This is a genomic window from Streptomyces sp. NPDC049040 (genome assembly GCF_043197715.1).
Taxonomy (GTDB): Bacteria; Actinomycetota; Actinomycetes; order Streptomycetales; family Streptomycetaceae; genus Actinacidiphila.
The window spans coordinates 23,175-48,117 of sequence record NZ_JBICTO010000012.1 but is presented as its reverse complement, the minus strand read 5'-3'; the positions used below and the strand labels follow the sequence as shown (position 1 = coordinate 48,117).

At 73.6% G+C, this 24,943-nt stretch carries 24 protein-coding genes; 16 read left to right on the top strand and 8 right to left on the bottom strand.

Features of this window, described 5'->3' with window-relative positions; all coding sequences use genetic code 11:
* The first annotated feature begins 8 nt into the window (after window positions 1-8).
* The 8 genes from folP to ACGFMP_RS26295 all read left to right on the top strand — a co-directional run bounded on the left by folP (window position 9) and on the right by ACGFMP_RS26295 (window position 6,296).
* Window positions 9-881, top strand: coding sequence for a dihydropteroate synthase (gene folP / locus ACGFMP_RS26330; RefSeq protein ID WP_393675464.1), 873 nt, complete (start codon window positions 9-11; stop codon window positions 879-881).
* Complete coding sequence (locus tag ACGFMP_RS26325; protein WP_393675463.1) at window positions 878-1,345, top strand: nuclear transport factor 2 family protein; 468 nt, start codon at window positions 878-880, stop codon at window positions 1,343-1,345. Before folP ends, ACGFMP_RS26325 begins: the two co-directional genes overlap by 4 nt.
* A gap of 2 nt (window positions 1,346-1,347) precedes the next feature.
* Window positions 1,348-1,707 carry a dihydroneopterin aldolase gene (folB, locus tag ACGFMP_RS26320; protein ID WP_393675462.1) on the top strand — a complete coding sequence of 120 codons (360 nt, stop codon included), beginning with the start codon at window positions 1,348-1,350 and terminating at the stop codon, window positions 1,705-1,707.
* Entirely contained in the window at window positions 1,704-2,315 is a 612-nt protein-coding gene (gene folK / locus ACGFMP_RS26315; RefSeq protein ID WP_393675461.1) for a 2-amino-4-hydroxy-6-hydroxymethyldihydropteridine diphosphokinase, read from the top strand. Before folB ends, folK begins: the two co-directional genes overlap by 4 nt.
* Window positions 2,316-2,359: 44 nt before the next feature.
* Entirely contained in the window at window positions 2,360-2,854 is a 495-nt protein-coding gene (locus ACGFMP_RS26310) for a DUF3180 domain-containing protein (protein ID WP_393675460.1), read from the top strand.
* Between the two features lie 807 nt (window positions 2,855-3,661).
* The gene (locus ACGFMP_RS26305; RefSeq protein ID WP_393675459.1) at window positions 3,662-4,183 is read left to right on the top strand and encodes a cysteine dioxygenase; all 522 of its coding nucleotides are present in this window, start codon (window positions 3,662-3,664) and stop codon (window positions 4,181-4,183) included.
* Window positions 4,183-4,626: a rhodanese-like domain-containing protein gene (locus tag ACGFMP_RS26300; RefSeq protein WP_393675458.1), complete on the top strand. Its 444-nt coding sequence runs from the start codon at window positions 4,183-4,185 to the stop codon at window positions 4,624-4,626. Before ACGFMP_RS26305 ends, ACGFMP_RS26300 begins: the two co-directional genes overlap by 1 nt.
* Window positions 4,627-5,267: 641 nt before the next feature.
* Window positions 5,268-6,296, top strand: coding sequence for a hypothetical protein (locus ACGFMP_RS26295; RefSeq protein WP_393675457.1), 1,029 nt, complete (start codon window positions 5,268-5,270; stop codon window positions 6,294-6,296).
* Window positions 6,297-6,310: 14 nt separating this feature from the next.
* Here ACGFMP_RS26295 and ACGFMP_RS26290 read toward each other — a convergent pair whose 3' ends face one another.
* Together ACGFMP_RS26290 and ACGFMP_RS26285 are read right to left on the bottom strand one after the other, a co-directional pair.
* Complete coding sequence (locus ACGFMP_RS26290; protein ID WP_393675456.1) at window positions 6,311-7,156, bottom strand: sigma-70 family RNA polymerase sigma factor; 846 nt, start codon at window positions 7,154-7,156, stop codon at window positions 6,311-6,313.
* 70 nt (window positions 7,157-7,226) lie between these two features.
* Entirely contained in the window at window positions 7,227-8,369 is a 1,143-nt protein-coding gene (locus tag ACGFMP_RS26285; RefSeq protein WP_393675455.1) for an NADH-quinone oxidoreductase subunit D, read from the bottom strand.
* An 846-nt stretch (window positions 8,370-9,215) separates the two neighbouring features.
* Here ACGFMP_RS26285 and ACGFMP_RS26280 point away from each other — a divergent pair.
* Together ACGFMP_RS26280 and ACGFMP_RS26275 are read left to right on the top strand one after the other, a co-directional pair.
* Window positions 9,216-10,199, top strand: coding sequence for an NAD-dependent epimerase/dehydratase family protein (locus tag ACGFMP_RS26280; protein WP_393675454.1), 984 nt, complete (start codon window positions 9,216-9,218; stop codon window positions 10,197-10,199).
* A gap of 38 nt (window positions 10,200-10,237) precedes the next feature.
* Window positions 10,238-11,224, top strand: a complete 987-nt coding sequence (locus tag ACGFMP_RS26275; RefSeq protein ID WP_393675453.1) for a hypothetical protein — start codon at window positions 10,238-10,240, stop codon at window positions 11,222-11,224.
* Between the two features lie 43 nt (window positions 11,225-11,267).
* Here ACGFMP_RS26275 and ACGFMP_RS26270 read toward each other — a convergent pair whose 3' ends face one another.
* Complete coding sequence (locus ACGFMP_RS26270; protein WP_393675596.1) at window positions 11,268-12,215, bottom strand: SAM-dependent methyltransferase; 948 nt, start codon at window positions 12,213-12,215, stop codon at window positions 11,268-11,270.
* Window positions 12,216-12,406: 191 nt separating this feature from the next.
* Between ACGFMP_RS26270 and ACGFMP_RS26265 the strand changes: the two genes are divergently transcribed.
* Window positions 12,407-13,417, top strand: a complete 1,011-nt coding sequence (locus ACGFMP_RS26265; protein WP_393675452.1) for a carbohydrate-binding protein — start codon at window positions 12,407-12,409, stop codon at window positions 13,415-13,417.
* Here ACGFMP_RS26265 and ACGFMP_RS26260 read toward each other — a convergent pair.
* The 3 genes from ACGFMP_RS26260 to ACGFMP_RS26250 form a co-directional block, all read right to left on the bottom strand.
* Window positions 13,407-14,339 carry a 1-phosphofructokinase family hexose kinase gene (locus ACGFMP_RS26260; RefSeq protein ID WP_393675451.1) on the bottom strand — a complete coding sequence of 311 codons (933 nt, stop codon included), beginning with the start codon at window positions 14,337-14,339 and terminating at the stop codon, window positions 13,407-13,409. The two genes, ACGFMP_RS26265 and ACGFMP_RS26260, sit on opposite strands and share 11 nt — an antisense overlap.
* Window positions 14,340-14,948: 609 nt before the next feature.
* Window positions 14,949-16,115 carry an N-acetylglucosamine-6-phosphate deacetylase gene (nagA, locus tag ACGFMP_RS26255; RefSeq protein WP_393675450.1) on the bottom strand — a complete coding sequence of 389 codons (1,167 nt, stop codon included), beginning with the start codon at window positions 16,113-16,115 and terminating at the stop codon, window positions 14,949-14,951.
* The gene (locus tag ACGFMP_RS26250; protein ID WP_393675449.1) at window positions 16,115-17,047 is read right to left on the bottom strand and encodes an ROK family protein; all 933 of its coding nucleotides are present in this window, start codon (window positions 17,045-17,047) and stop codon (window positions 16,115-16,117) included. The genes nagA and ACGFMP_RS26250 overlap by 1 nt, the downstream gene beginning before the upstream one ends.
* 248 nt (window positions 17,048-17,295) lie before the next feature.
* On the opposite strand from ACGFMP_RS26250, the gene ACGFMP_RS26245 reads away from it, so the two are divergent.
* The 5 genes from ACGFMP_RS26245 (at window position 17,296) to ACGFMP_RS26225 (ending at window position 21,727) form a co-directional block, all read left to right on the top strand.
* A complete protein-coding gene (locus tag ACGFMP_RS26245; RefSeq protein WP_393675448.1) occupies window positions 17,296-18,576 on the top strand; it encodes an extracellular solute-binding protein in 1,281 nt (426 codons plus the stop codon).
* Window positions 18,577-18,583: 7 nt separating this feature from the next.
* Window positions 18,584-18,817 (top strand): DUF3263 domain-containing protein, encoded by a 234-nt coding sequence (locus ACGFMP_RS26240; RefSeq protein WP_393675447.1) that lies wholly within the window; start codon window positions 18,584-18,586, stop codon window positions 18,815-18,817.
* A 77-nt stretch (window positions 18,818-18,894) separates the two neighbouring features.
* Entirely contained in the window at window positions 18,895-19,743 is an 849-nt protein-coding gene (gene otsB / locus ACGFMP_RS26235) for a trehalose-phosphatase (RefSeq protein WP_393675446.1), read from the top strand.
* Window positions 19,744-20,113: 370 nt separating this feature from the next.
* Window positions 20,114-20,338 (top strand): hypothetical protein, encoded by a 225-nt coding sequence (locus tag ACGFMP_RS26230; protein WP_393675445.1) that lies wholly within the window; start codon window positions 20,114-20,116, stop codon window positions 20,336-20,338.
* Between the two features lie 132 nt (window positions 20,339-20,470).
* Window positions 20,471-21,727, top strand: a complete 1,257-nt coding sequence (locus tag ACGFMP_RS26225) for an FxsB family cyclophane-forming radical SAM/SPASM peptide maturase (RefSeq protein ID WP_393675444.1) — start codon at window positions 20,471-20,473, stop codon at window positions 21,725-21,727.
* Here the strand turns inward: ACGFMP_RS26225 and ACGFMP_RS26220 are convergent, their stop codons facing one another.
* Together ACGFMP_RS26220 and ACGFMP_RS26215 are read right to left on the bottom strand one after the other, a co-directional pair.
* Complete coding sequence (locus ACGFMP_RS26220; protein WP_393675443.1) at window positions 21,728-23,152, bottom strand: trehalose-6-phosphate synthase; 1,425 nt, start codon at window positions 23,150-23,152, stop codon at window positions 21,728-21,730. It lies immediately after the preceding gene.
* A gap of 792 nt (window positions 23,153-23,944) precedes the next feature.
* Complete coding sequence (locus tag ACGFMP_RS26215; RefSeq protein ID WP_393675442.1) at window positions 23,945-24,910, bottom strand: glucosyl-3-phosphoglycerate synthase; 966 nt, start codon at window positions 24,908-24,910, stop codon at window positions 23,945-23,947.
* Between the last annotated feature and the right edge of the window lie 33 nt (window positions 24,911-24,943).

Below are 24,943 nucleotides of genomic sequence, written 5' to 3'. Positions count from 1 at the left end.
CTGGGCGCATGAGTACCCACCTGGGTCCCACCGGACCCGTCGGACTGCCGGAGTGGGACCGCTGCGCGGTCATGGGCGTGGTGAACGTCACGCCCGACTCGTTCTCCGACGGCGGGCGGTGGTTCGACCCGGACGTCGCGGTCAAGCACGGGCTCGACCTGGTCGCCGAGGGCGCCGACATGGTCGACGTCGGCGGCGAGTCCACCCGCCCGGGGGCCGCCAGGGTCGACGAGGCGGAGGAGCTGCGGCGGGTGATCCCCGTGGTCCGCGAACTGGCCGCCTCCGGGGTGCTGGTCAGCGTCGACACGATGCGGGCCGGCGTCGCCGAGCAGGCGGTCGCCGCCGGGGCCGTACTGGTCAACGACGTCAGCGGCGGGCAGGCCGACCCGGCGATGATCCCGGTGGTGGCCGCGGCGGGCGTGCCCTTCGTGGTCATGCACTGGCGCGGCCAGAGCATCGACATGAACAACCGCGCCGTCTACGCCGACGTACTCGCCGAGGTCGTCGCCGAGCTGCGCGGCAGCCTCGACCGAGCGGTGGCCGGCGGCGTCGCCCCGGAGCGCATCGTCCTCGACCCCGGCCTCGGCTTCGCCAAGGAGGCCGGCCACGACCTCACCCTGCTCGCCCACCTCGGCGCGCTGCGCGCACTCGGCCGGCCGCTGCTGGTCGCCGCCTCGCGCAAACGCTTCCTCGGCCGGGTCCTGGCCGACGGCGCCGGCGATCCACCGCCCGCAAGGGAACGCGACGCGGCCACCGCCGCCGTCACCGCCATCGCCGCCCGCGAGGGCGCCTGGGCGGTCCGGGTGCACGAGGTGCAGGCCAGCGCCGACGCCGTACGCGTCGCGCGGGCCATCGAGGCCGCCGCGGGGGCCGGCGTATGACGCCGCGCACCGCGGAGGCGCGCGCGGTCGAGCGGGCCAACCAGGCGTTCTACGACGCCGTCGAGAACTCCGACCTCGACGCGCTGGAGGCGGTGGTGCTCGACGGCCCGCTCGCCGAGTCCGTCGCCGTCGTCCACCCCGGCTGGCCCGTGCTGCGCGGGCGCCGCGAGGTGATGCGGTCCTTCGCGCTCATCATGGCCAACACCGACTACATCCAGTTCTTCCTCACCGACGTGGAGGTCGGCGTGGACGGTGACGCCGCCGTCGTCACCTGCACCGAGAACATCCTCACCGGCGGCCCCGCCGAGGACGACGGCTCGGCCGGCTCCCTCGTCGGCGGCCTGGTGGTGGCCACCAACGTCTTCCGCCGCACCGCGGAGGGCTGGCGGCTGTGGGTGCACCACGGCTCGCCGGTGCTCGCCGAGGACGAGGACGAGACCGAAGAAGCGGAACACGAGGAGTGACGGTGGACCGAGTCGCGCTGCACGGCCTGAAGGTGCACGGAAACCACGGGGTCTTCCAGCATGAGCGGGAGAACGGCCAGGTCTTCGTGATCGACCTGGTGATGGGCCTCGACACCTCGCCGGCGGCGGCCGGTGACGACCTCGGGAGAACCGTGCACTACGGTGTGGTCGCCGAGGAGGTCGCAGCCGTCGTGTCCGGCGAGCCCGTCGACCTCATCGAGACCCTTGCCCAGCGCATCGCCGACACCTGCCTGGGGCACGAGGCGGTGCAGGAGGTCGAGGTCACCGTGCACAAACCCGACGCCCCCATCACCGTGCCCTTCGACGACGTGACCGTGACCATCACCCGGAGGCGCCCGTGACCGCCGAATGGCCGGAGCAGTCCGCAGACCCCACCGTGCAGCCCGTACCCGCCTCCGTCGTCGCCGCGGTCGACGCGGCGGACAGCACCCTGCATAACCCGAGGACGGCCGTCATCGCCCTCGGCGGCAACCTCGGCAACCGCCTGGAGACGCTCCAAGGCGCCGTGGACGCCCTCGAGGACACCCCGGGCGTCCGGGTCAAGGCCGTCTCCCCGGTCTACGAGACCGAGCCGTGGGGCGTCGACCCCGGCTCCCAGCCCGGCTACTTCAACGCCGTCGTCCTCATCCGCACCACGCTCCCGCCGGTCGCGCTGCTGGAGCGCGCCCACGCCATCGAGGAGGCCTTCCTGCGGGTGCGGACCGAGCGCTGGGGCCCGCGCACCATCGACGTCGACATCATCGCCTACCAGGGTGTCGTCTCCGACGACCCGGTGCTCACCCTGCCCCACCCCCGCGCCCATGAGCGCGCCTTCGTCCTCGTACCGTGGTACGACGTCGACCCGTCCGCTGTCGTCCCCGGCCGCGGCCCGGTCGCGGAACTGCTCGCGGCCGTCGGCCGGCAGGGCGTCCAGCGGCGCGACGACGTGGAACTCCGGCTGCCCGAGTAATCGTTGCGACCGGTAGACAACAACGACGTGGAAGCGGGCACTCGGTGAGGACACTGCGGATCAGGATGCTGGCCGGGCTCTTCGCGATCGCGCTGGTGATCGCGTGGTCCGTCGCCCGGCTGTGGGACACCGTCGGCACGCTCCCCGGTGTTCCCGTGGCCGCGCCCATCGTCCTGGCGGTCATCGCCGCGGCCCTCTTCGCGACGGCCCTCTCGCTGCGCTCCCGGCTGCGCGCACAGCGCGAGCGGCGCCCCGGCGCCAAGGGCGTCGACCCGCTGGCCGCCGCCCGGGCCGTGGTCTTCGCGCAGGCCAGCGCCCTGGTCGCCTCGCTCGTCGCCGGCATGTACGGCGGGGCCTGCGTCTACCTCATCATGTACAAGCTGGACATGGACCCGCGCCGGCAGCAGGCCGTCTACTCCGGCCTCGCCTTCCTCGCCGGCATCGCCGTCGTGGCGGCCGCCATATTCCTCGAACGCGTCTGCAAACTCCCCGACGACGAAGACGCCCCCCCACCGGCCCACGCCCACCACCACCGGTAGCCCCCCACCGGGGCCGCGGGTCGTCTCCGTCCCGGAGCGGCTGTTGCTGTCGCCCCCGGCCCACCACCCACCGTCGTGTGGCGACGACCGCCACCACCCCAGGGGCGCGGGGAACTGCGCGACAAGCCCCCACCGGGGTGCGGGTCGTCTCCGGCCCGGAGGGGCTGTTGCTGTCGCCCCCGGACCACCGGCCGGTGGCCGGTTGCGCGCGCCGTTCCCCGCGCCCCTGGGTGGTTGCCGCCTTCCGCAAGGGCGCCCCTCAGCGGCGCGTGGGGGCACCCCCAGGTGAAGCCCTGGGGGAGAACGGCGCGGCCAGCCGCGTACGGCCGTCGTGTGGCGACGAACCGCACCACCCCAGGGGCGCGGGGAACTGCGCGACAAGCCCCCACCGGGGGTGCGGGTCGTCTCCGGCCCGGAGGGGCTGTTGCTGTCGCAGACGGACCACCGGCCACTGGGTGGTTGCGCGCGCAGTTCCGCCCCCAGAGCTTCGCCTGGGGGTACCCCCAGCGCCCCTGGGTGGTTGCCGCCTTCGGCAAGGGGCGCCCCCGGGGTGCGGGGGCCGGGTGGGCCGGGGTGTGAGGGAATGCACGTTCCCGGGTGGGCGCGGGTGAGTTGACCCGCGCGGGTGCGCCATGGTTCGCTCGGAGCGTGAACGTGTTCGCGCTCCGACTGCACCGGAGGGTCCACCTGGACCTCCTCCGGTACGCCGGCTGCGTGTGTACGGCCGCGCGCTGACGCGCGCCTCCGGCCCGCCGTTCACCCCGCCGCGTGATGCAGCCGCGGCACATACCCCCAGGGTGGTAACCCTTGCTCTCGAAGCCTTCGCTCACCTCGAAGACGGCGCCCAGCGCCTCCGAGCTGCTCGACTTCGCCAAGCGCGTCGCCGCGGACACCGCACTGGTCCGCGATCTTCCCCTCGACCCGGAGGGCCGCACCTGGGTGCGGCTGGCCGGCCCTGCCGGGGCCGAGGCGTGGCTGATCGGCTGGCCGCCCGGCGCCGAGACCGGCTGGCACGACCACGGCGGCTCGTACGGCGTGTTCGTGACGGCGGCGGGGGAGCTGACCGAGCAGTCCCTCGCGGTGCCGCTGCCCGCCGAGGGCTGGAGTTCGCTCGAACTGGCCGACGGCCTCGACCGCAGCCGGGTGCTGCCGGAAGGCGAGGGTCGGGCGTTCGGGCGGCACCATGTGCACCAGGTGGAGAACCGCTCGCCCGGCACGCACGCGGTGTCGGTGCACGCGTACTACCCGCCGCTGCCGTTGATCCGCCGCTACAGCCGCAAGGGCAGCACCTTCCGGCTGGAACTGGTCGAGCGCCCCGAGGAGTGGTGATGGCGGTGTCCTTGGACGAGCGGCTGGCCGCGCTCCGGGCGACCTACCACCGTCTGGACCCGGCGGAGGCGGCCGCGGCGGCCCGCGAGGGGGCGTTGCTTGTGGACATCCGCTACGGGGCGCTGCGGGACCGGGACGGCACGATTCCCGGCGCGGTGATCGTGGAGCGCAACGAGCTGGAGTGGCGGCTCGATCCGGCCGGCACGCACCGCCTGCCGCAGGCGGTGTCGTACGACCTGCCGGTGGTGGTGGTCTGCAATGAGGGCTACGCCTCGACCCTGGCGGCGGCCTCCCTGCACGCTCTCGGCCTGCCTCGCGCCACGGATCTGGCCGGCGGCTTCCAGGCCTGGCGTGCGGCCGGCCTCCCGGTGGCCCCGCCGGACGGCATCCCGACGCGCGCGGCACCGTCGATAGCGGCGGACGGCGCCCACGGCGTCGGCTGACGGGGGCGGCGCGGGTTTCCGGCCGACGGCCCGGTCGCGGTCGGGGTGCGAACCCGCCCAGGGGAAGGCCGGGATCGACGCCGTGACCCGAATACGCCGCGGCGCTCGCCGAGTTCCCGAACACCAGGCCGCATCGACCGGAGTCACCGGCCGGTGCGGCCTCCACGCGGCGCCTGCCGGCAAGACCGACGACCGTAATGCCTTTGCCATCGATCATGAGTTCGTACGGCAGCGCCACTTCGCCACGTCATTCGTTTTTCGATCTTGGTGCACCCTCGCTCAAGATCGAAAACCTCCTTCCGGTTGTCTTTGCCGCACCGCCCGCGGGACATGGGCGTTCCGGGGGCTGCCCCCGCCCCCGCCGGGCTTCCCGCGGCGCCCGGCACCGCCCCCGCCGAGCAGGCCGGGAGCGCCGACGTGCAGCGGCGGAAGGCCGCGGGGCCCGCGGCGGACCGCCGCAACTCCGGTGCCGTGTGACCGATCTGACGCGGTTACGGCCGGGCATTCGCGATGCCGCAAACGGGACACAACGTGCCACGGCGAATGCCCTCCGTATTCGCCGGACTTTGGATGCCGGAATCGGGCAGAAAAAGTGTGACCCGCCGCCCCACTGGCCCTCCGCGCACGCTAAATTTCTGGCCATGCCCCGTGGACGTCACCGCCATTCCCAGCCACTGCACCGGATGCTTCCGCCGCTGACCGTCGCCGGTTGCGCGGTGGTTCTCGCCGCCGCCTCGCTGGCGGCCTCGGATACCGGCGTGATACGGGTCATCACCGCGGCGACCGCCCTCACCGCGATAGCCGGCGCCGCGCTCGCCCGCGCCTGGGACCGGTCCGCCGGTCGCGAGGTCGCGGAACTCGAGGCCGCCCGGGTGCGCGAGGAGTGGCGCACCGACGAGCGGGTCGCCGAGCTGGAGACCGACCTCGACGAGTCCCGCGAGATCCGCGGCCGCCTGGAGAAGAAGCTCCGCGCCAAGCGGTCGGAGATGGCCAGGCTGCGCACCGAGCACGCAGACCTGCTGCGGCGGTACGCCACCGCGGAGGCCGAGCGGGCCCGCGCGTTGGAGAAGAACCGGCAGCTGCGGGTCGGCGAGGCGCCCCGTCAACTGGCCCTCACCGCGGGGACGTCCGCGCTCGGCCCCGCCGCCTTCCTCAAGGCGGAGCAGGCGCTGCGTGACCTGTCCCGCAACGCCGCGAAGCAGCAGGCGCAGGCCACCGTCGAGGCGGCCAGGCGCCGCGAGGCGGCGGCGCCCGTGGAGGAGGAGCCGCAGGGGCGGCACACCGCCGAGTCCCACGCCCGCACCTCCCGCGCGGGGCTGCCGGTGCGCGAGCACCGCCTCGTCCCCGCGGTGGCCGCGGCCGTCCTGCCCTACGCCCAGCCGTCGACCCCGCAGGGCGGCGCCGGGCACCGCGCGATCGGCGGCTTCGACTTCTTCGGTACCCAGAAGGAGCTGCCGCCGGCCTCTCCCGCGGCTCAGGCCGTCGCCGAGCCCGCGCCGCAGTCCGTTCCGGAGCCCGCCCCGCAGTCCGTGCCGGCGCCGGTGGCGCAGTCCGTGTCCGAGCCGTCCGCCGAGCACACCAAGGCCGGGGAGCCGGCCGAGGTCATCGACCTGACGGCCCACGACGACACGGAGCAGCTGGACATGTCAGGCCTGCGCGCCCAGGCCTGACCGGCCGCAGGCCCTCAGGAGAGCGGTTCCAGCGTCAGCGCGGCGATGGCCGAGGGCGAGGTCAGTACCTCGATGACGCGCACCTTGCCCGAGACGATCGTGAAGGTCAGCACGCGGCACTCCGGCGTACCGGGGAAGGCGACGACGCCCACGGCGCCGTCGACGAGCGCCAGGTGGGCGCCGCGGGCGATCGCGGCGAAGGTGATCGCGTTCCGTGCGACCGTCACGGCACCGCGGGACGACGGCACTGCCGGGGCGTCGGAGCGCGTGACCACGTCCGGATCGAGTACGGCGACCAGCGCCTCGAAGTCGCCCTCCCGCGAGGCGGCGAGGAAGGCGGCCACCACCTGCCGCTGGAGCGCGAGGTCCGGCTCGGGTGTGACCGGCGCGCCCTGTACCCGGCGCCTGGCGCGGCTGGCCAGCTGGCGCGCGGCGGCGGGCGTACGGTCCACGATCGGCGCGATGTCGTCGAAGGGCACGGCGAACATGTCGTGCAGCACGAAGGCCAGCCGCTCCGCCGGGTCCAGGGTCTCCAGCACCACCAGCAGCGCCACCCCGACCGAGTCGGCGAGTATCGCCTCCTGCTCGGGGTCCGCGGCCTCGGTCTCGGGCACCGCCGAGAGCGGTTCCTCGCGGCGGGTCCTGCGCGACCGCAGTATGTCCAGGCAGACCCGGCCGACGACGGTGGTCAGCCACCCGGCCAGGTTCGCGACCTCGCCGGTGTCGGCGCGGCTGAGCCGCAGCCACGCCTCCTGGACGGCGTCGTCCGCCTCGGTGACCGATCCCAGCATGCGGTAGGCCACCGCCCGCAGATGGCCGCGGTTGGCCTCGAACCGTTCGGCGAGCAGCTCGTCGTTCATCGGTCACATTCCTCCGTCGCGTTCCGTCATCCCTTTGACGCGCGGAACAGCCGCGATGTGACCGGCGACGCTACTTGTCGACGTCGCCGACCACGAAGAACATCGAGCCGAGGATGGCCACCATGTCGGCCACCAGGGTGCCCGGCAGCAGGACGGTCAGCGCCTGGATGTTGTTGTACGACGCCGAGCGCAGCTTGAGCCGGTGGGGCGTCTTCTCGCCCTTCGACACCAGGTAGTAGCCGTTGAGGCCCAGTGGGTTCTCCGTCCAGGCGTACGTGTGGCCCTCGGGCGCCTTGACCACCTTCGGCAGCCGCTGGTTGATCGGCCCGGGCGGCAGCTCCGCCAGCCGGTCGAGGCACGCGTCGGCCAGGTCGAGCGCCACATGGGTCTGTTCGAGCAGCACCTCGAAGCGGGCCAGGCAGTCCCCCTCGGTCCTGGTCACCACCCGCAGCGTGTCGGCCAGCTCGCCGTACGCCAGGTACGGCTCGTCCCTGCGCAGGTCGAAGTCCACGCCGGAGGCCCGGGCGATGGGCCCGCTCACCCCGAAGCCGTGCACGTCCCGCTGCGACAGCACTCCGACCCCGCGGGTCCTGCCGCGGAAGATCTCGTTGCCGAGCACCAGGTCGTCGAGCCGGCCCATCCGGGACCGCACCGCCGCGACGGTGGCCCGCGCCCGCCCCGTCCAGCCGTTCGGCAGGTCCTCCTTGAGGCCGCCGACCCGGTTGAACATGTAGTGCATCCGCCCGCCGGAGACCTCCTCCATGACGTGCTGCAACTCCTCGCGCTCGGTGAACGCGTAGAAGATCGGCGTGATCCCGCCGAGTTCCAGCGGGTAGGAGCCGAGGAACATCAGGTGGTTCAGCACCCGGTTCAGCTCGGCCAGCAGCGTGCGGGTCCACACGGCACGCTCCGGCACCTCCATGCCGAGCATCCGCTCGACGGCGAGGACCACGCCGAGCTCGTTGGCGAACGCGGAGAGCCAGTCGTGGCGGTTGGCCAGCATGACGATCTGCCGGTAGTCCCGCGCCTCGAAAAGCTTCTCCGCGCCGCGGTGCATGTAGCCGACGATCGGCTCCGCGGACTGGATCCGCTCGCCGTCCAGCACCAGCCGCAGCCGCAGCACCCCGTGCGTGGAGGGGTGCTGGGGGCCGATGTTCAACACCATGTCGGTGCCGCTGGCTGCGCCGCCGATGCCGATCGTGGTCTCCGTCATCCCCCCATCCTCTCAGCCCCGCGAGGCCGAATCCCCACGGCAGGGGGCACCCCCTGAGGGCCGCGGGGACCTGCGCGCCCAGCCACAGCGCACCGTGACGCCGAAGCCCCACCGCAAGAGGCACCCTCTCAGGGCCGTGAGGCCCGCGGCGCCCCACGCCGGGGGGCACCCCCTGAGGGCCGCGAGCCCCGCGGCGCCCCACGCCAAGGGGCACCCCCTGAGGGCCGTGAGCCCCGCGGCGCCCCACGCCGGGGGGCACCCCCTGGGGGGCGCGGGGAACTGCGCGCCCGGCCACAGCGCACCGCACCGTCGAAAGCCCACGCCAAGGGGCACCCCCTGAGGGGCGCGGGGAACTGCGCGCCCAGCCACAGCGCACCGCACCGTCGAAAGCCCACGCCAAGGGGCACCCCCTGGGGGCGCGGGGAACTGCGCGCCCGGCCACGACGTACCGTGACGCCGAAAGCCCCACGCCAGGGGGCACCCCCTGAGGGCCGCGAGGCCCGCGGCGCCCCCACGGCAAGGGGCACCCCCTAGGGGCGCGGGGAACTGCGCGCCCAGCCACAGCGCACCGTGACGCCGAAGCCCCACCGCGAGAGGCACCCTCTCAGGGCCGTGAGGCCCGCGGCGCCCCCCACCGCAAGGGGCACCCTCTCAGGGCCGTGAGGCCCGCGGCGCCCCCACCGCAAGGGGCACCCTCTCAGGGCCGTGAGGCCCGCGGCGCCCCCCACCGCAAGGGGTGCGAGCGAGGCCCGGCTCGCACCCCCACCCTCCCAGGAGGGAACCGGCTTCGCTCAGAGCGTGCCCCCCACCCCCCCGCACCCTGCAGGGAAAGTGCATCGTGGAGGGATGAGACTCCTACTCCTGGGTGGAACAGGCTTCGTCGGCCGGGCGGTGGCCACCGCCGCGGTGCAACGCGACTGGAAGGTGACCGTCTTCCACCGGGGCCGGGGCCGGCTCCCCGAGGGCGTCACCGACGTCCTCCTCGGTGACCGCGAGAGCGACCTGGCGGCCCTGGCCACGGGTGAGTGGGACGCGGTCGTCGACACCTGGTCCGCCGCCCCCCGGGCGGTCACGGCGTCGGCCCGCGCCCTGTCGGGCCGCGTGGCCCGCTACGCCTACGTGTCCAGCCGCAGCGTCTACGCCTACCCGGCCCCCGCGGGAGCCGACGAGACCGCCCCCCTGGTCGCCGGCGGCGAGGGCGACGCCACCGACTACGCCCAGGCCAAGCGCGGCGGCGAACTCGCCGCGATCGAGGCGTTCGGCGATGCCGCCCTGCTGCTGCGTGCGGGCCTGATCCTCGGCCCGCACGAGGACGTCGGCCGCCTTCCGTGGTGGCTGAACCGTGTCGCCCGAGGCGGCCGCGTTCTCGCACCGGGTCCGCGGGACCTCCCGCTCCAGTACATCGACGCCCGCGACCTCGCGGAATGGACCCTGGACGCGTTGACCGCGGGCCTCGGCGGTGCGTACAACCTCGTCAGCCCGCCGGGCCAGGCGACGATGGGCTCCCTGCTGGACGCCTGCGCCCGGGCGACCGGCGCGGATGCGGAGTTCGTCTGGGCGGATCCCGAGACCGTCACCGCGGCCGGTGTCGAGCCGTGGACGGACCTGCCCGTGTGGCTGCCGCCGGGCACCATGCACGACGCCATGCACCGCTCGGACGTCGGCAAGGCGGTGCGTGCCGGGCTGACCTGCCGCGATGTAGAGCAGACGGTCGCCGACACCTGGGCCTGGCTCAGGTCGCTTCCGGGCCCGCCGCCGCAGCGCCCCGACCGGCCGGTTCTGGGTCTCGACCCGGAGGTCGAGCAGCGGGTGCTGGCGGGTCTCGGCTGAACCCGGCCCGGATCCGGCCGGGCTGTTAGCGTCCGCCCATGGGTTTGAGGGCGAACTACGTCGTGGTGCAGGGCGGCACTTGGACCCTGCACACCTCGCACTGGGGCGGGCACCGTGTGGCGACCGACCTCGCCCACGGCCCCGCGTCGGCGCTCCGCTGCTTCCGGGCGAATCCGGAGATCGGCGCGGATCTGCGGACCACGCCGGGCGGCTGGCTCGACGACGTGTGGTGCGAGGGCGCCGCCCTGGTGGACACCGACCGGCGGGTGGTGCTGTGGTTCAGCGGCGAGGCGGACCACTGGGCGCAGCAGGCGGCGCGCCGGGCCGTGCTCGAACGGGCCTGGGCCGGCTGGGAGGTGCGCTGGGCCTTCGACGGCATCGGCGACCTGCACGCGTACCTCGGCCTCGGCCGCGGCTTCGTCCGCGGGCCCGGTTTCCGTGAGACGCGGCCGCCGTACTGGTGGGGCCAAGGCGGCGAGGTCGGCACGGTGCTGACGGTGTGCGGCCCGGACGGCGCGGTCAGGGTCTGGGGCTCGGGCTACGAGGTGGACGAGGAGCTGTCCGGCGGCCCGGGGCTGCTCGACCTGCTGCCGTACGGCACCCCGCCGCCGGAGTTGGCCGCCATGCCGAACGGCGGCCTGCACTTCGACCCCGCCACCCGCACCCTCGGCGTCTGGACGGTGCGGACCGCGCCGGGGATCCGCGACTGGCCGCTGCCGGGCTGGGAGGGCTGGCGGCTGGACTTCTGGGGGGCGGACCACCTGCGGCACGTCGCCCTCGCGGGCGGCGGCCTCCGCTTCCCCGACGTCGATCTGCGGCCCGAGCTCGACCGGTGGCGGCGCCACATGGGCGATCCGCCGCTCGACCCGGTGGCGCTGCTTGAGCTGGCGCACCGGCCGCCGCATCCCACGGACGACGCCACGGTCGTGATCAACCCCCTTGCGTACGTCCGCCACGCGGGCGCGGAGCCCACGGACGCGGAGCGCGCCGCCCTGGCCGCGGTGTTCGCGGCCCTGCTCGCGTGACCTGCGACCCCGGCGGGATGCGGTGCGCTCGGCTCGGCTCGGCTCAGCCCAGCTCCGCGACGATCCCTGCGCAGGCGTCCGTCACCGGGGTCAGCGACCAGGTGAAGTCGCCCAGGCTGCCGCGGGCGGTCAGTGCGGCGGCCTCGCCCGCGGTGGCCAGCCCGCGTACATATGCGGCCGGATCGGTCGTGGCGAGGGCGAGCGGCGGGCGGGCGGCGGTCAGGCCGAGGGCGTGCAGGGCGGCCCGCTGCGGGACGTGCCGGGCAGCCGGCAGGGAGTCCGCGGCGACGTGCGCGGTGAGGTCGCAACTCCCGTCGGGCACCGGCGGGATCTGGCGGCCCTCCCGGTAGCCGGTGAGGGTGCCGTACGGGGGCCGCTCCGCCAGCACGTGGGAGTAGTCCACGGCCACCGCGAGCCCCGCGGCCAGCGAGCCTGCCGCGGCGGCCCACGCCTCGTCCCTCGGCAGCCCGATCTCGGCCCTCGTCCCGGCTTCCGGCGGCCACCAGCGGCCCAGCCACTGCGCGTCGGCGCCGCCGACCTCGGCGCCGAGGCGCTCGGCCCCGTCGGCGGCGCGCACCTCGACGTAACGGACGGTGCCGTCCTCGTCCGCCTCCGCCAGGGACAGCGGCACATTGTCGAGCCATTCGTTGGCGAAGAGCAGCCCGCGTGCGTCGCGCGGCGGCGTGGCGGCCCAGGTGACGCGGGGGTCGAGCCCGGCCGGGCGCGGGGCGAGGTCGACCGCGTACGGCGAGACACGCGCGGCGACCCCGGCCGGGAGCGCGTCGAGTACGCCGGCGCACAGTTCACCGCCCCCCGCCGCCATGTCGGTGAAGACCAGTTCTGCGGGGTGCCCGAGCGCCGCGTCCACCCGGCACAGCAGCTCCGCCACGGCCCCGGCGTAGAGCTGGGAGACATGCACCGACGTGCGGAAATGCCCGGCGGGCCGCTCGCGCACGAAGAATCCGCCGGGACCGTAGAGCGCCCGCTCCATCGCGGACCGCCAGGGGAGCCACTGCGGGGTGGGGCTGGTCACACGGGAACCTTCCTGACCTGGTCATGCGTCGTAGGGCTGGGCGGTACGCCGCCCGGGGCCGGTAGGGTTCCGGAATACCACAGTGCCGTGGGCGCCGATGCAGGTGGCGGCGGATGTGCGGTAAGGCAGTACGAGGGAGTGGACAGCGGATGACGGCCGGACACGACGGCACGCCGGAGAACGACGACCCGTTCGGGTACCTCTACCGGGCCGAGGACGGCAGCGAGCAGCCGGAGGCGCCACGCACCTCTTACAACCAGGTGCAGCGGGTCGGCGAGCGGCGCAGCCCGCAGCAGCAGCCCCAGCAGGGCGGCTACGGCTACCCGCAGCCGCAGCAGCAGCAGCCCCAGGGCGGTTACGGCTACCCGCCGGCCCAGCAGCAAGGTTACGGCTACGACCAGGGGCAGGGCGGCCAGACCCAGCAGGGCGGTCAGGCGCAGTACACCCGGCAGCAGCCGCAGTACGCCCCCGGGCAGCCAGGGGACGGCGGCCGCCGCGGTGCGGGACCCGGTGGCCCCGGCGGTCACGGCGGCGGCCCTGAGGCGCGCAACCGCAAGGGCCTGCTCATCGGGGCCGTCGCGGTGGTGGCCGCGGTGGCGATCGGCATCGCCTTCGCCATGAGCCAGAGCTCGGGCAAGGACAAGCAGGCCGACGACAAGCCCACCACGGCGCCGACCACCGCAAGCGCCGCGCCCAGCACGGAGCCGACGCCGTCCGCGACGCCCTCGCAGTTCGCCTCCGACAAGGTCGACGCGGCCACGCTCGCCCTCGCGGGCGGCGCCGCGCAGGCCTCGGATGTGCCGGGCGCGAACGCCGCGAACGGCACCTACGTCACCAACATCACCCAGGTCGGCGCCAGCGCGACCTGGAACGTGACGGTGCCGGAGGACGGCGACTACACCTTCTTCATCAACTTCGGCAACGCCGGACCCGACGCGACGCTGTCGCTCGCCGTCGACGGCAAGATGCGCACCACGCCGGTGAAGCTGAAGAACTACGGCCACTACACCGACTGGTCGAAGGGCTGGGACAACACGACCTACGCCTACGTCAGCCTCGACAAGGGCGCCAACACCCTCCAGCTGTCCTTCCAGCAGGGCGACACCGGCTCGGTCAACCTGGACCAGATCTGGCTCAAGCAGGGGCAGGTCAAGAAGTAGCGGGCACGACCTCGACGCGGGGCAGCAGCTCCTCGTACGCGGCCGGGTCGAACTCGCCCGCCGCCGGCGCCAGTACGGTTGCCGCCGACAGGGCGACCGCCCGCGCCAGCCGGGCGGGCCACGGCAGGCCCTCCGCGGCGCCGGACAGCAGGCCGGCCACCGCCGAGTCGCCCGCGCCCGTCGGGTTTCCCGCCAGCTTGACCGGCGGGGCGGCCCGCCAGCCGCCGTCCTCGGCCAGGACCAGCATCCCGTCGGCGCCCAGCGATGCCGCCACCGCCCGCGCCCCGCGCCTGCGGGCGTCCCGGGCGGCCTTGGCCGGCTCGGCGAAACCGGTCAGGCCGGCCAGCTCCTCCGCGTTCGGCTTGATCAGGTCGGGCCTTGCGGCCAGCCCGCGCCGCAGCGCGGGGCCGCTCGCGTCCAGCAGCACGTGGGCGCCGGCCGCGCGGGCCTCGCGTATCAGGGTGGCGTACGCGCCGACCGGCACACCCGGCGGCAGGCTGCCGCACAGCGCCACCGCGTCGGCTGACGCCAGCAGTTCGCGGTAGACGCCGAGCAGAGTCGTCCACTCGCGTGGGGCGACGGTGGGGCCGGGCTCGTTGAACATCGTGGTGTCGCCACTGGCTGCGTCCACGACGCCGACGGTGCGGCGGGTCTGGCCGTCGATCGGCACCAGGGCGTCGGTGAGGAGTGCCGCGTGCGGTTCCGCGGCGAGGCGCCGCCTGACCTCGTCGCCCGCGGGGCCGCCCGCGAAGCCGGTGACGGTGACGGGGTGGCCGAGTGCCGCCAGCACGCGGGCGACGTTGAGCCCCTTGCCGCCGGGGCGCTCCACCGCGTCCAGCACCCGGTGCGAGGCATGCGGTATCAGGGCCGGGACCCGGTAGGTCACGTCCAGCGCGACGTTCAGCGTGACGGTGATGATCACTGGTCGATCATGCCAAACCCACCCACCGAGGCCCACCCCCACGCCCCTGGACGGTTGCCGCCTTCCGCAGGGGAGCCGCACTGCCCCGGCGCCCGGGGAAGGCCTCGACCCCCAGGGGCGCGTGGGGGCACCCCCAGGCGAAGCTCTGGGGGAGAACGGAGCGACTAGCCCCCACCGGGGTGCGGGTCGTCTCCGTCCCGAGGGGGCTGTTGCTGTCGCCCCCCGGACCAACGCCCGGTGGCTGGTTGCGCGCGCAGTTCCCCGCGCCCCTGAGGGTTGCCCTTTTGCCGTAGGGGAGCCGCACTGCCCCGGCGCCCGGGGAAGGCCTGGACCCCCAGGGGCGCGGGGAACTGCGCGGCCAGCCGCGTACGGCCGTCGTGTGGACGACACCGCCACCACCCCAGGGGCGCGGGGAACTGCGCGGCCAGCCCCCACCGGGGTGCGGGTCGTCTCCGGCCCGAGGGGGCTGTTGCTGTCGCCCCCGGACCACCCGCCCGGTGGCCGGTTGCGCGCGCAGTTCCGCCCCCAGAGCTTCGCCTGGGGGTACCCCCAGCGCCCCTGATGGTTGCCCTTTTGCCGAAGGGGAGCCGCCCCCCGGGCGAGGGGAGGTCAGGAGGAGGGGGGGATGATCCAGTCGCCGTGGCGCATGACGGCGACGACGTCGTAGGCCTCGTCGAGAACGACAAGGTCGGCATATTTGCCCGGCTCCAAGGAGCCGACCTGATCCCCCAGCCCGATCAAGCGGGCTGGATTCGTCGAAACCGCCCGCACGGTGTCGACCAGCGAGATCCCGTCCAGCGTCACCGCCCGCTTGAAGGCGGTGTCCATCGTGAGCGTGGAGCCGGCGATGGAGCCGCCTTCGACGAGCCGCGCGACCCCTTCGAGGACCTCGACCTTGAGCGGCCCGAGGTCGTAGAGCCCGTCCCCGAAGCCGGCGGCGTCCATGGCGTCGGTGATGAAGGCGACGCGCCCTGCGCCGGCCGTGCCGAAGGCGAGTTCCAGCACGGACGGGTGCAGGTGGGTGCCGTCGTTGATGAGCTCGACGGTGACCCGCTCGTCTTCGAGCAGTGCGGCGATCGGCCCGGGTGCCCGGTGGCCGAGCGGCGGCATGGCGTTGAAGAGGTGGGTGGCGACGGTCGCCCCGGCCTCGATGGCTTCGACGGTCTGCTCGTAGGTGGCGTCGGTGTGGCCGATGGCGGCGATCACCCCGAGGTCGGCGAGCATGCGTACGGAGTCGATGCCGCCGGGGAGTTCCGCCGCGAGGGTGACCATCTTGGCGGTGCCGCGCGCGGCTTCGACGAGTTTGCGCACGTCGGCGGGGTCGGGGTGCCGGAGCAGGCCTTCGTCGTGGGCGCCTTTGCGGCAGGGGGAGATGAAGGGGCCTTCGTAGTGGATGCCGGCGAGGTCGCCCTGTTCGACGATCTCGGACAGCAGCCCGGCCTGCCGGACGAGCGCGTCCATCGTCTCGGTGACGGTCGAGGCGACGAGGGTGGTGGTGCCGTGTTCGCGGTGGGTGCGCGCGCCGGTGAGTACCTCCTCGGCCGTGCCCGAGGTGAAGGACGCGCCGCCGCCGCCGTGGTTGTGGATGTCCACGAAGCCGGGGACGACGGTGTGTCCTGCGGCCAGGCCGACCACGACGTCGTCCGGCAGCGGCCCGGTGTCGGCGGTGATCCGCGAGCCCTCGACCGCGATCCGGCCGCCTTCCACCACGCCCGTGGGCAGGACCACACGGGCACCCGCCAGCACGGTGCGCTGCGTTGTCGTTACGGGGGCCATCAGGCGGATACCTCCACGGAGAGTAGATCCCAGGCGAGCAGGCCGGCGCCCAGGCATCCTGCGGTGTCCCCGAGGGCGGCGGGGACGATGAGGGGGAGCTTCTGGAAGGTGATGCGTGCCTCGACCGCCGCCCGCAGCGGGCCGAAGAGGGTGTCGCCTGCTTCGGCGAGGCCGCCGCCGATGATCAGTACCCGGGGGTCGAGCAGGGTGAATCCGGTGACGAGGCCGGCGGCCAGCGCGTCGATGGCGTCGCGCCAGACGTCGAGGGCGCGCGGGTCGCCGGTTTCGACGGCGCGGGCGCAGTCGGCCGCGTCGGCGTCGGGGTCGCCGCTGGCGGCGGCCCAGGTGCGGGAGACGGCGGCGGCGGAGGCGAGCACTTCCATGCATCCGTGCTGGCCGCAGCTGCATTCGGGTCCGCCGGGCCGGACGACGACGTGGCCGAGTTCGCCCGCGAAGCCGTGGGCGCCTGCCTCGATCCGCCCGTCGATGCCGATGGCGCCGGCGATGCCGGTGCCCAGGGCGAGGAAGAGGAAGCGGTCGGTGCCGCGGCCTGCGCCTATCCGGCCTTCGGCGAGGCCGCCGGTGCGTACGTCGTGGCCGAGCGCGACGGGGACGCCGCCGAGCCGCTGCGACAGCAGGGCCCGCAGGGGCACGTCCTTCCAGCCGAGGTTGGCGGCGTAGGCGGCGATGCCGTTGACGTCGTCGACGATGCCGGGCACGGCGACGCCCGCGGCGGCGGCGGGTTCGCCGTATTCGCGTCTCCCGTGGGCGCTGAGGTCGGCGGCGAAGTCGAGGATCGCGGTCACGACGGCGTCGGGGCCGCGCTCCCTGCCGGTGGGCCTGCGGTCCTCGTGCAGCAGGGTCCCGTCGGCCGCGACCAGGGCGGCTTTCATCCCGGTGCCGCCCACATCGAGGGCGATGACATGTCTCACGGGGGACAGTCTCGCGGGTAACCCCATAAAAGGTCTAGTCCACTCGGCGAGGAAGATCCGAGGTGCCGCGACGCCACCCGTACGCCGCGCGCAGGGGTACTCTCACGGCCGGACCTCCCGCCGGCAGGCAACGGGGCGGTACCACCCGCTGAATGACGGATTCCGCTCGTGGTGTAGACCTTGGGTGAACCTGTGGGGAAGACTCTGCGCTTCCGCGGACAATCCATCCTCGAAGGCGGTATTTCGGTATGAATGTGCAGCGACGAAGACTTGTCGCCCTGATGGCGGCAGGACTCGGGTCCGTGCTCGCCGCGACGGCCCTCACCGGGTGCAGCGGGAAGTCGCCGCTCAGCAAGGACGTCACGCTGCACATGGTGGCCGCGGACTACGGCGACCCGAAGACGCACAACAGCTCGACGGAGTACTGGAACGGCATCGTCCAGGCCTTCGAGCGGAAGAACCCGCACACCAAGGTCGACGTGCAGGTGGTCGACTGGGACCACGTGGACGACCAGGTCACCGCCATGGTCAAGGCGGGCAAGGCCCCGGACATCGCCCAGATCGGCTCCTACGCCGACTACGCGGCCAAGGGCATGCTCTACAGCGCGGACGACATCTTCCCGATCAGCATGCAGGCCGACTTCATCCCGTCACTGGCCTCGGCCGGTTCGGTCAGCCGGGTGCAGTACGGCATCCCGTGGGCGTCCAGCTCGCGGCTCTTCTTCTACAACAAGGGCCTGTTCAAGGACGCCGGCATCAAGCACGCGCCCAAGACCTGGGCCGACATCGCCCACGACGCGGCCAAACTCAAGGCGCACGGCGTCAAGGTGCCCTACGGCCTGCCGCTGGGCACGGAGGAGGCGCAGGCCGAGTCGCTGATGTGGATGCTCGGCGCGTCCGGCGGCTACACCGACAGCGTCGGCGGCTACACCCTGGACTCGCTGGCGAACGTCAGCGCCTTCCGCTGGCTCAAGGACAATCTCGTCGCCAAGGGCCTCACCGGGCCGGGCGACCCGGCGAAGACCAACCGCCGTACCGTCTTCGCCGACTTCCTGGCGGGCGACGCCGGCATGATCAACGGTCACCCCACGCTGCTGGCCCAGGCCAAGGCGGCGCACATCGACGTCGGCGTCACCGCGCTGCCGGGACAGGCGGGCCCCGCGCCCGACACCCTCGGCGTCGCCGACTGGATGATGGCCTTCAAGCAGAAGGACGACCACCTCGCGGCGGACCGGGCCTTCCTGCGCTTCGTCTACAGTCCTGAGAACTCGCTGAAGTTCCTCGACGAGTACGGTCTGCTGCCGGTGACCAGCAGCGCCTCGCAGGCGATGGAGAAGAACCCCGCGGACAAGGACATGCTGCAGTTCCTCGACCGGCTGCCGGACGCGGTCTTCTACCCCGTCGGCAAGACGTCCTGGGGCCCGGTCAGCGACCGGGTGAAGAAGACGATCGGCACCGCGGTCGACGGCGATCCGCAGCAGGTGCTGGGCACGTTGCAGCGGTTCGCGGCGGCCCAGGGCGGGAAATAGGTCTGTCGTGAGCGAGGAGGAGCTGTCCCCGCGGGACCTGGCCGTGCTGGACTTCGCGTCCAAGGCGTGGGCCGGCACGGGGGCACGCGACCGGGCGATACGCGAGCGGCTGGGGATGTCGCCGACCGCGTATCTCCAGCTGCTCAACGCCCTCCTGGACGACCCGCGCGCCCTCGCCCACGCCCCGGTCACCGTCAACCGTCTGCGCAGCGCCCGCGAGTCCCGCCGCCGGCTGCGCTGACGGCTGCCGGGGGGATGCCCCGAGCCGAATCCGTGCGCCGGGTATGCGCCCGGGAGCACGGCGGTAGGGTCGGAGCCATGGCCTACGCCGAGATTCCGACGCCCATCACCCCCGAGGGCAAAGAAGGCCTCGCCGCGCTGCTGGCGGAGCCGCGCCGTGCGGTCGTCGCGCTCGACTTCGACGGCACGCTCGCGCCGATCGTCCCCGATCCCGAGCAGGCCCGCGCCCACCCGGGCGCGGTCCCCGCGCTGGCGCGGCTGGCCCCGCACCTGGCGGCGGTGGCCGTGGTCACCGGCCGCCCGGCCGGTGTCGCGGTGCGCTACGGCGGCTTCGCCGGTGTCGCCGCCCTCGACCACCTCGTCGTGCTCGGCCACTACGGCGCGGAGCGCTGGGACGCGCACACCGCGGAGATGCACAATGCGGGCGCCCACCCCGGCGTCACCGCGGTCCGTGCGGAACTCCCCGGCTTCCTCGACCGCAACGGCGCCTGGCAGGGCACCTGGGTCGAGGACAAGGGTGGCCGGGCGGTCGCCGTCCACACCCGGCGGACCGAGGACCCTGACGCCGCGTTCGAGGCGCTGCGCGCCCCGCTGTCGGACCTCGCCGCCCACCACGGCCTGATGGTCGAGCCGGGCCGCTACGTGCTCGAACTGCGCCCGCCCGGCGTGGACAAGGGCGTGGCCCTGGCGGCGTACCTGCGCGAGGTGGGCGCCGGCTGCGTCCTGTACGGCGGTGACGACCTGGGCGACCTGGCCGCCTTCGCCGCGGTGCACGAGTTGCGCGAACAGGGCCTGCCCGGCCTGCTGGTGGCCAGCGCGGCCCCGGAGTCGCCGGAGGAGCTGACCTCGCAGGCCGACCTGATCGTGCCGGGCCCCGCCGGTGTCGTGGCGCTGCTCGACGCGCTGGCCGACGCGGTCACCGCCTGATTCCACCGCACGACCCCACCAGGACCACACGAGGACCGCGCCCGCCGGGCGCGGTCCTCGTCCGTATACCGGATGGTCGTCAAGGCCACTGCTCGCGCTTGTTTCCGCCAGGAAAATCATGTGGCTCTCAAAGTTCACATACGCGGTGGATGTGCCTCTCTGGTGCGCATGTCCCTCCCGTGAACAGGGACGCGGTCTCTCCGGATTCCCGCAATAACCCGCGTCCATGGTGGCAAACAGGTGTCCGCAAGTGTGCGCAATACCGCCTCCGGTGCGAGTGGCGGATTGACGACACCGGAATTCGTTGTCCGGATAGTACGACGTGCATACGGTTGAGCGGTACACATCCACCGAGTACAGGAGGTACTTCATGTCGGAGACCAAGCGGGACCTCGCGCGCAAGGTCGCCCTGGCGGCGGCAGCCGTCGCCGCCACCACGGTGGTCGCGGCCGGCACGGCCGGAACCGCCTCCGCCGCGGAGCCGGCGGCCTCGGGTGCCAAGGCGACGGCGGCGTCCCACAGCGCGCTGGGCGCGGCCCTGGTGCGCAGCACGACCCCGCACACCGTGAGCCCGAACATGAACCACAACAAGTAGCCGCCTGCGCGGACAGGTGACGCGGGTGCCGCGGTCGGCACCGGGGCGCCCGCGTCACGCACCGCCCGGGAGCCGGGCAGCGGACCGCCGGTCGCGGGCCGGGGGACGGACATACGGATCGGAGGGTGGCTGGTGATCGAGATACCGATGGCGGACACGGCGGCGGGACAGGGGGCCGTACAGGAGTGGCCGACCGCGGCGCTCGTCGACGCGGTGCGGGCGGACCGCACCTGGGCGCCGATGCCCTTCTCCGAGTTCATCGTCAAGACGCACGGCCGCTGCAACATCGCCTGCGACTACTGCTACATGTACGAGATGGCCGACCAGAGCTGGCGGTCCAAGCCGATGGCGCTCACCCGCGCCACCGTCGACCGGGTCGCAGGCCGGCTCGCCGACCACCTGCACGCGCACGCGGCGGAACTCCCCGAGGTCATCGTCAAACTGCACGGCGGCGAGGCACTGCTCGTCGGCGCGCAGGAGATCGACTACGCGGCCGCCGCCTTCCGCGCTGCCGCCCCCGAGGGCACCGCGATGCGGCTGTCGCTCACCACCAACGCCATCCTGCTGGACGACGAGAACATGCTGGAGACGCTGCTGGAGCACGACGTGAAGGTCACCGTCAGCCTCGACGGCGGCAAGGAGGCGCACGACCGGCACCGCAAGTACGCCAACGGCAAGGGCAGCCACGACAAGGTCATGCAGGGGATACGGCAGCTGCTGCGGCCGCGCTACTCCCACCTGCTCCAGCTGATCCTGTGCTACATCGACGTCGACAACGACCCGCTGGACGTCTACGAGGAACTGGCCGCGGTCGGCGCACCGGCCGTCGACTTCTCCCTGCCGCTGGGCAACTGGACCGAGCCCCCGCCCGGTTGGGTCGCGGACGGCACCGCCTTCGCCGACTGGCTGATCCCGGTCTTCGACCGCTGGTACGGCACGACGCCCGTGCCCACCACCGTCCGGCTCTTCGACGACATCATGGCCATGGTGCTCGGCGGCTCCAGCACCACCGAGGGCATCGGCATCGGCACCTTCCGCACCCTGACCGTCGACACCGACGGCTCACTGGAACTGGTCGACACCCTGCGCTCGACCTTCGAAGGGGCGCCGAGCACCGGCCTCGACGTCTTCCACGACTCCTTCGACGCCGCCAGGGACCACCCCGGCGTGGTCGCCCGCCAGATCGGCGTCCGCGGGCTTTCCGAGACCTGCAAGAGCTGCGCCCTCATGGACATCTGCGGCGGCGGCCAGTACGCCCACCGCTACCGCCAGGGCACCGGATTCCTCAACCCCTCGGTCTTCTGCGCCGACCTGACCAAGCTCATCGTCCACATCCGCGACCGGGTCATCGCCGACGTCGAGGCACTGGCCGCGACACAGGAGGCCTGATCACGGCGCGAGCGCGGCCAGCTGGTCGGTGAACCACCGCGTCGGCGGCAGCGCGGTGGCCGCCGCCGCGAGCCGCTTGGTGCGGTCGGCACGGTCGGCGTCTGGCAGGGTCAGCGCCGTGTTCAGCGCCTCGGCCGTGGCGCGGATGTCGTAGGGATTGACCACGATCGCGTCGTCGCCCATCTCCTCGAAGGCGCCCGCCTCACGGGACAGCACCAGGGCGACGCCGTTGTCCGACACCACCGGCATCTCCTTGGCGACCAGATTCATCCCGTCCCTGATCGGGTTGACCAGCGCCACATCCGCCAGGCGGTACGCCGCCAGCGAGCGCGCGAAGTCGTCGTCGACCTTGAGCAGCACCGGCTGCCACTCGGCGGTGCCGAACTCCGCGTTGATCTCGTCGGCGACCCGGCCGACCTCCTCGGTGTACTCGCGGTAGACCGTCAGGTCCTGCCGGGACGGATAGGCGAACGCCACATGGACCACCCGGCTGCGCCAGCCCGGACGATCGGCCAGCAGCCTGCGGTAGGCGTACAGGCCGCGCACGATGTTCTTCGACAGCTCCGTGCGGTCCACCCGCACGATCAGCTTGCGCCCGGGGCCCGCCTCGGCCCGCAGGGTCTCCATCCGCTCCACCACGTCGTCCCGGTGCGCGCGCTCCCGCAGGAAATCCGCGTCCGCGCCCAGGCCGTGCACGCCGAGCCTGGTCGTACGCCCCCGGTGCGTCACCTCACGGCGGTCCTGCGACACCTTCGCGCCCAGCACGTCGGCGCAGCACGCGGCGAAGGCGTCGGCCCAGCGGCGGGTCAGGAAAGCCGCGCGGTCCGCGCCGAGGATGCCTTCAAGCAAGGCCGTCGCGATGTCGTCGGGCAGCAGCCTGAAGTAGTCCGGCGGCGCCCACGGGGTGTGCGAGAAGTGGCCGATCCGCAGGTCGGGGCGGCGCTCCCGGAGCATCGCGGGCACCAGGGCCAGGTGGTAGTCCTGCACCAGGACGGCGGCTCCGTCCGCCGCCTCCTCGGCCAGGGCGTCGGCGAAGGCCGCGTTGTACGTCTCGTAGGCCGCCCACTGGGTGCGGAATTCCTCGTCGAAGACGGGTTCGAGGGGGGTCTGGTACAGCATGTGGTGCACGAACCACAGCACCGAGTTCGCGATGTCGTTGTAGGCCGCGTGGAAGACGTCCGGCTCGACGGCGATCATCCGTGAGCCGGGCTCGCCGACGCCGCGGCGCACCGCCTCGCGGTCGCCCTCGGTGAGGGCCGCGCACACCCACAGCGAGGCGCTGTCCGACTCGATCGCGCTCAGCCCGGACACGACGCCGCCGCCCCCGCGTCTGCTGCGCAGCTCCCCGTCCTCGGTGACGGTGTACGCCACCGGGCCGCGGTTGGACGCGACCAGAATTCGGGCAGCACGCGGTGATCCGTCCATGCCGCGAGCCTTGCCACCCAGCCCCTCCCTCAAACCTCCCCCCACCGGGGCCGCGGGTCGTCACCGCCCCAAGGGGGCAATTGCTGTCGCCCCCGGACCACCGCCCGGTGGCCGGTTGCCCGCGCAGTTCCGCCCCCAGAGCTTCGCCTGGGGGTACCCCCAGCGCCCCTGATGGTTGCCCTTTTGCCGTAGGGGAGCCGCACTGCCCCGGCGCCCGGGGAAGGCCTCGACCCTCAGGGGCGCGGGGAACTGCGCGGCCAGCCGCGTACGGCCGTCGTGTGGCGACGAACCGCACCACCCCAGGGGCGCGGGGAACTGCGCGACAAGCCCCCCACCGGGGTGCGGGTCGTCTCCGGCCCAAGGGGGCTGTTGCTGTCGCCTCCGGACCACCGCCGGTGGGTGGTTGCTCGCGCAGTTCCCCGCGCCCCTGATGGTTGCCCTCGTCCGCAAGGGCGCCCCCGGCACCCCTGGGGGTTGCGGCCTTCCGCAAGGGCGCCCGAAAGGGGCGCGGGGAACTGCGCGGCCAGCCGCGTACGGCCGTCGTGTGGCGACGAACCGCACCACCCCAGGGGCGCGGGGAACTGCGCGACCAGCCCCCACCGGGGCGCGGGTCGTCTCCGTCCCGAGGGGGCTGTTGCTGTCGCCCCCGGACCACCGGCCGGTGGCCGGTTGCTCGCGCCGTTCCCCGCGCCCCTGATGGTTGCCCTCGTCCGCAAGGGCGCCCCCGGCACCCCTGGGGGTTGCGGCCTTCCGCAAGGGCGCCCCCCCGCGGGCAGGGGGGACGGGGCGGGGTCAGGCCGCGGGGCGGTGGAGGTATTCGGGGACGTCCAGCATCGGTGGACGTTCCACGGTGTCGACCGCATGTGTCGACGGCACGAACCCGGACGACGCGCGGCCGTACTGGGTGAGGCGGGGCCGGACGAGCGGGTCGCGGCCCAGCCGCAGGTGCGCCGTGCGGTAGATCGCGGCGGCCATCCGCCCGAGGGCCTGTTCGTCCTGGTGCCGGTGGTGCCGCACTCCGACGTCCACCTGCCCGAGGGCGTCGAGCCCGACGAGGGCGAGCGAGTCGACGAGCATGCCCAGCTCGACCCCGTAGCCGACGGGGAAGGGCAGTTTTTCCAGCAGCGACCGCCTGGCGGCATATTCGCCGCCGAGCGGCTGGACGAAACCGGCCAGCCGCGGCCAGTGGAGGTTGAGCAGCGGGCGGGCGACGAGTTCGGTGACCCGGCCGCCGCCTGCGGGGACGATGGAGCCGCCGGCTTCGAGCGGCCGGTCGTACATGGCCTTGACGAGTTGCACGTCGGGCTCGGTGAGCAGCGGCCCGACGATCCCTGACACGAAGCGGGAGTCGAACTCCCGCAGGTCGGCGTCGACGAAGCACACGATCTCCCCGCTGGTGACCAGCAGGGACCGCCAGAGCACTTCGCCTTTGCCGGCCACGGCGGGCAGCCGGGGCAGGATGGCGTCGCGCCGCACCACGGTGGCCCCGGCGTCGGCGGCGACTTCGGCGGTGGCGTCCCGGGAGCCGGAGTCGACGACGACGACCTCGTCGACGAGCGGGACGTCGGGTGTCATGAGGTCGCGGCGGATCACGGCGACGATGTCGCCGACGGTGGCTTCCTCGTCGAGTGCGGGCAGGACCACACTGATGGTCCCGGCCGGCCCTGCCGCCTTTTTGGCGTCGAGCAGCACGTCGAGCGGACGGTCGCCGGCCGACCAGGACCGGGCGGCCAGCCAGCGTTCCACCTCTTCCAGCACCTTGCGCGTCTCCTGTGTGATCCATCTCGCGGT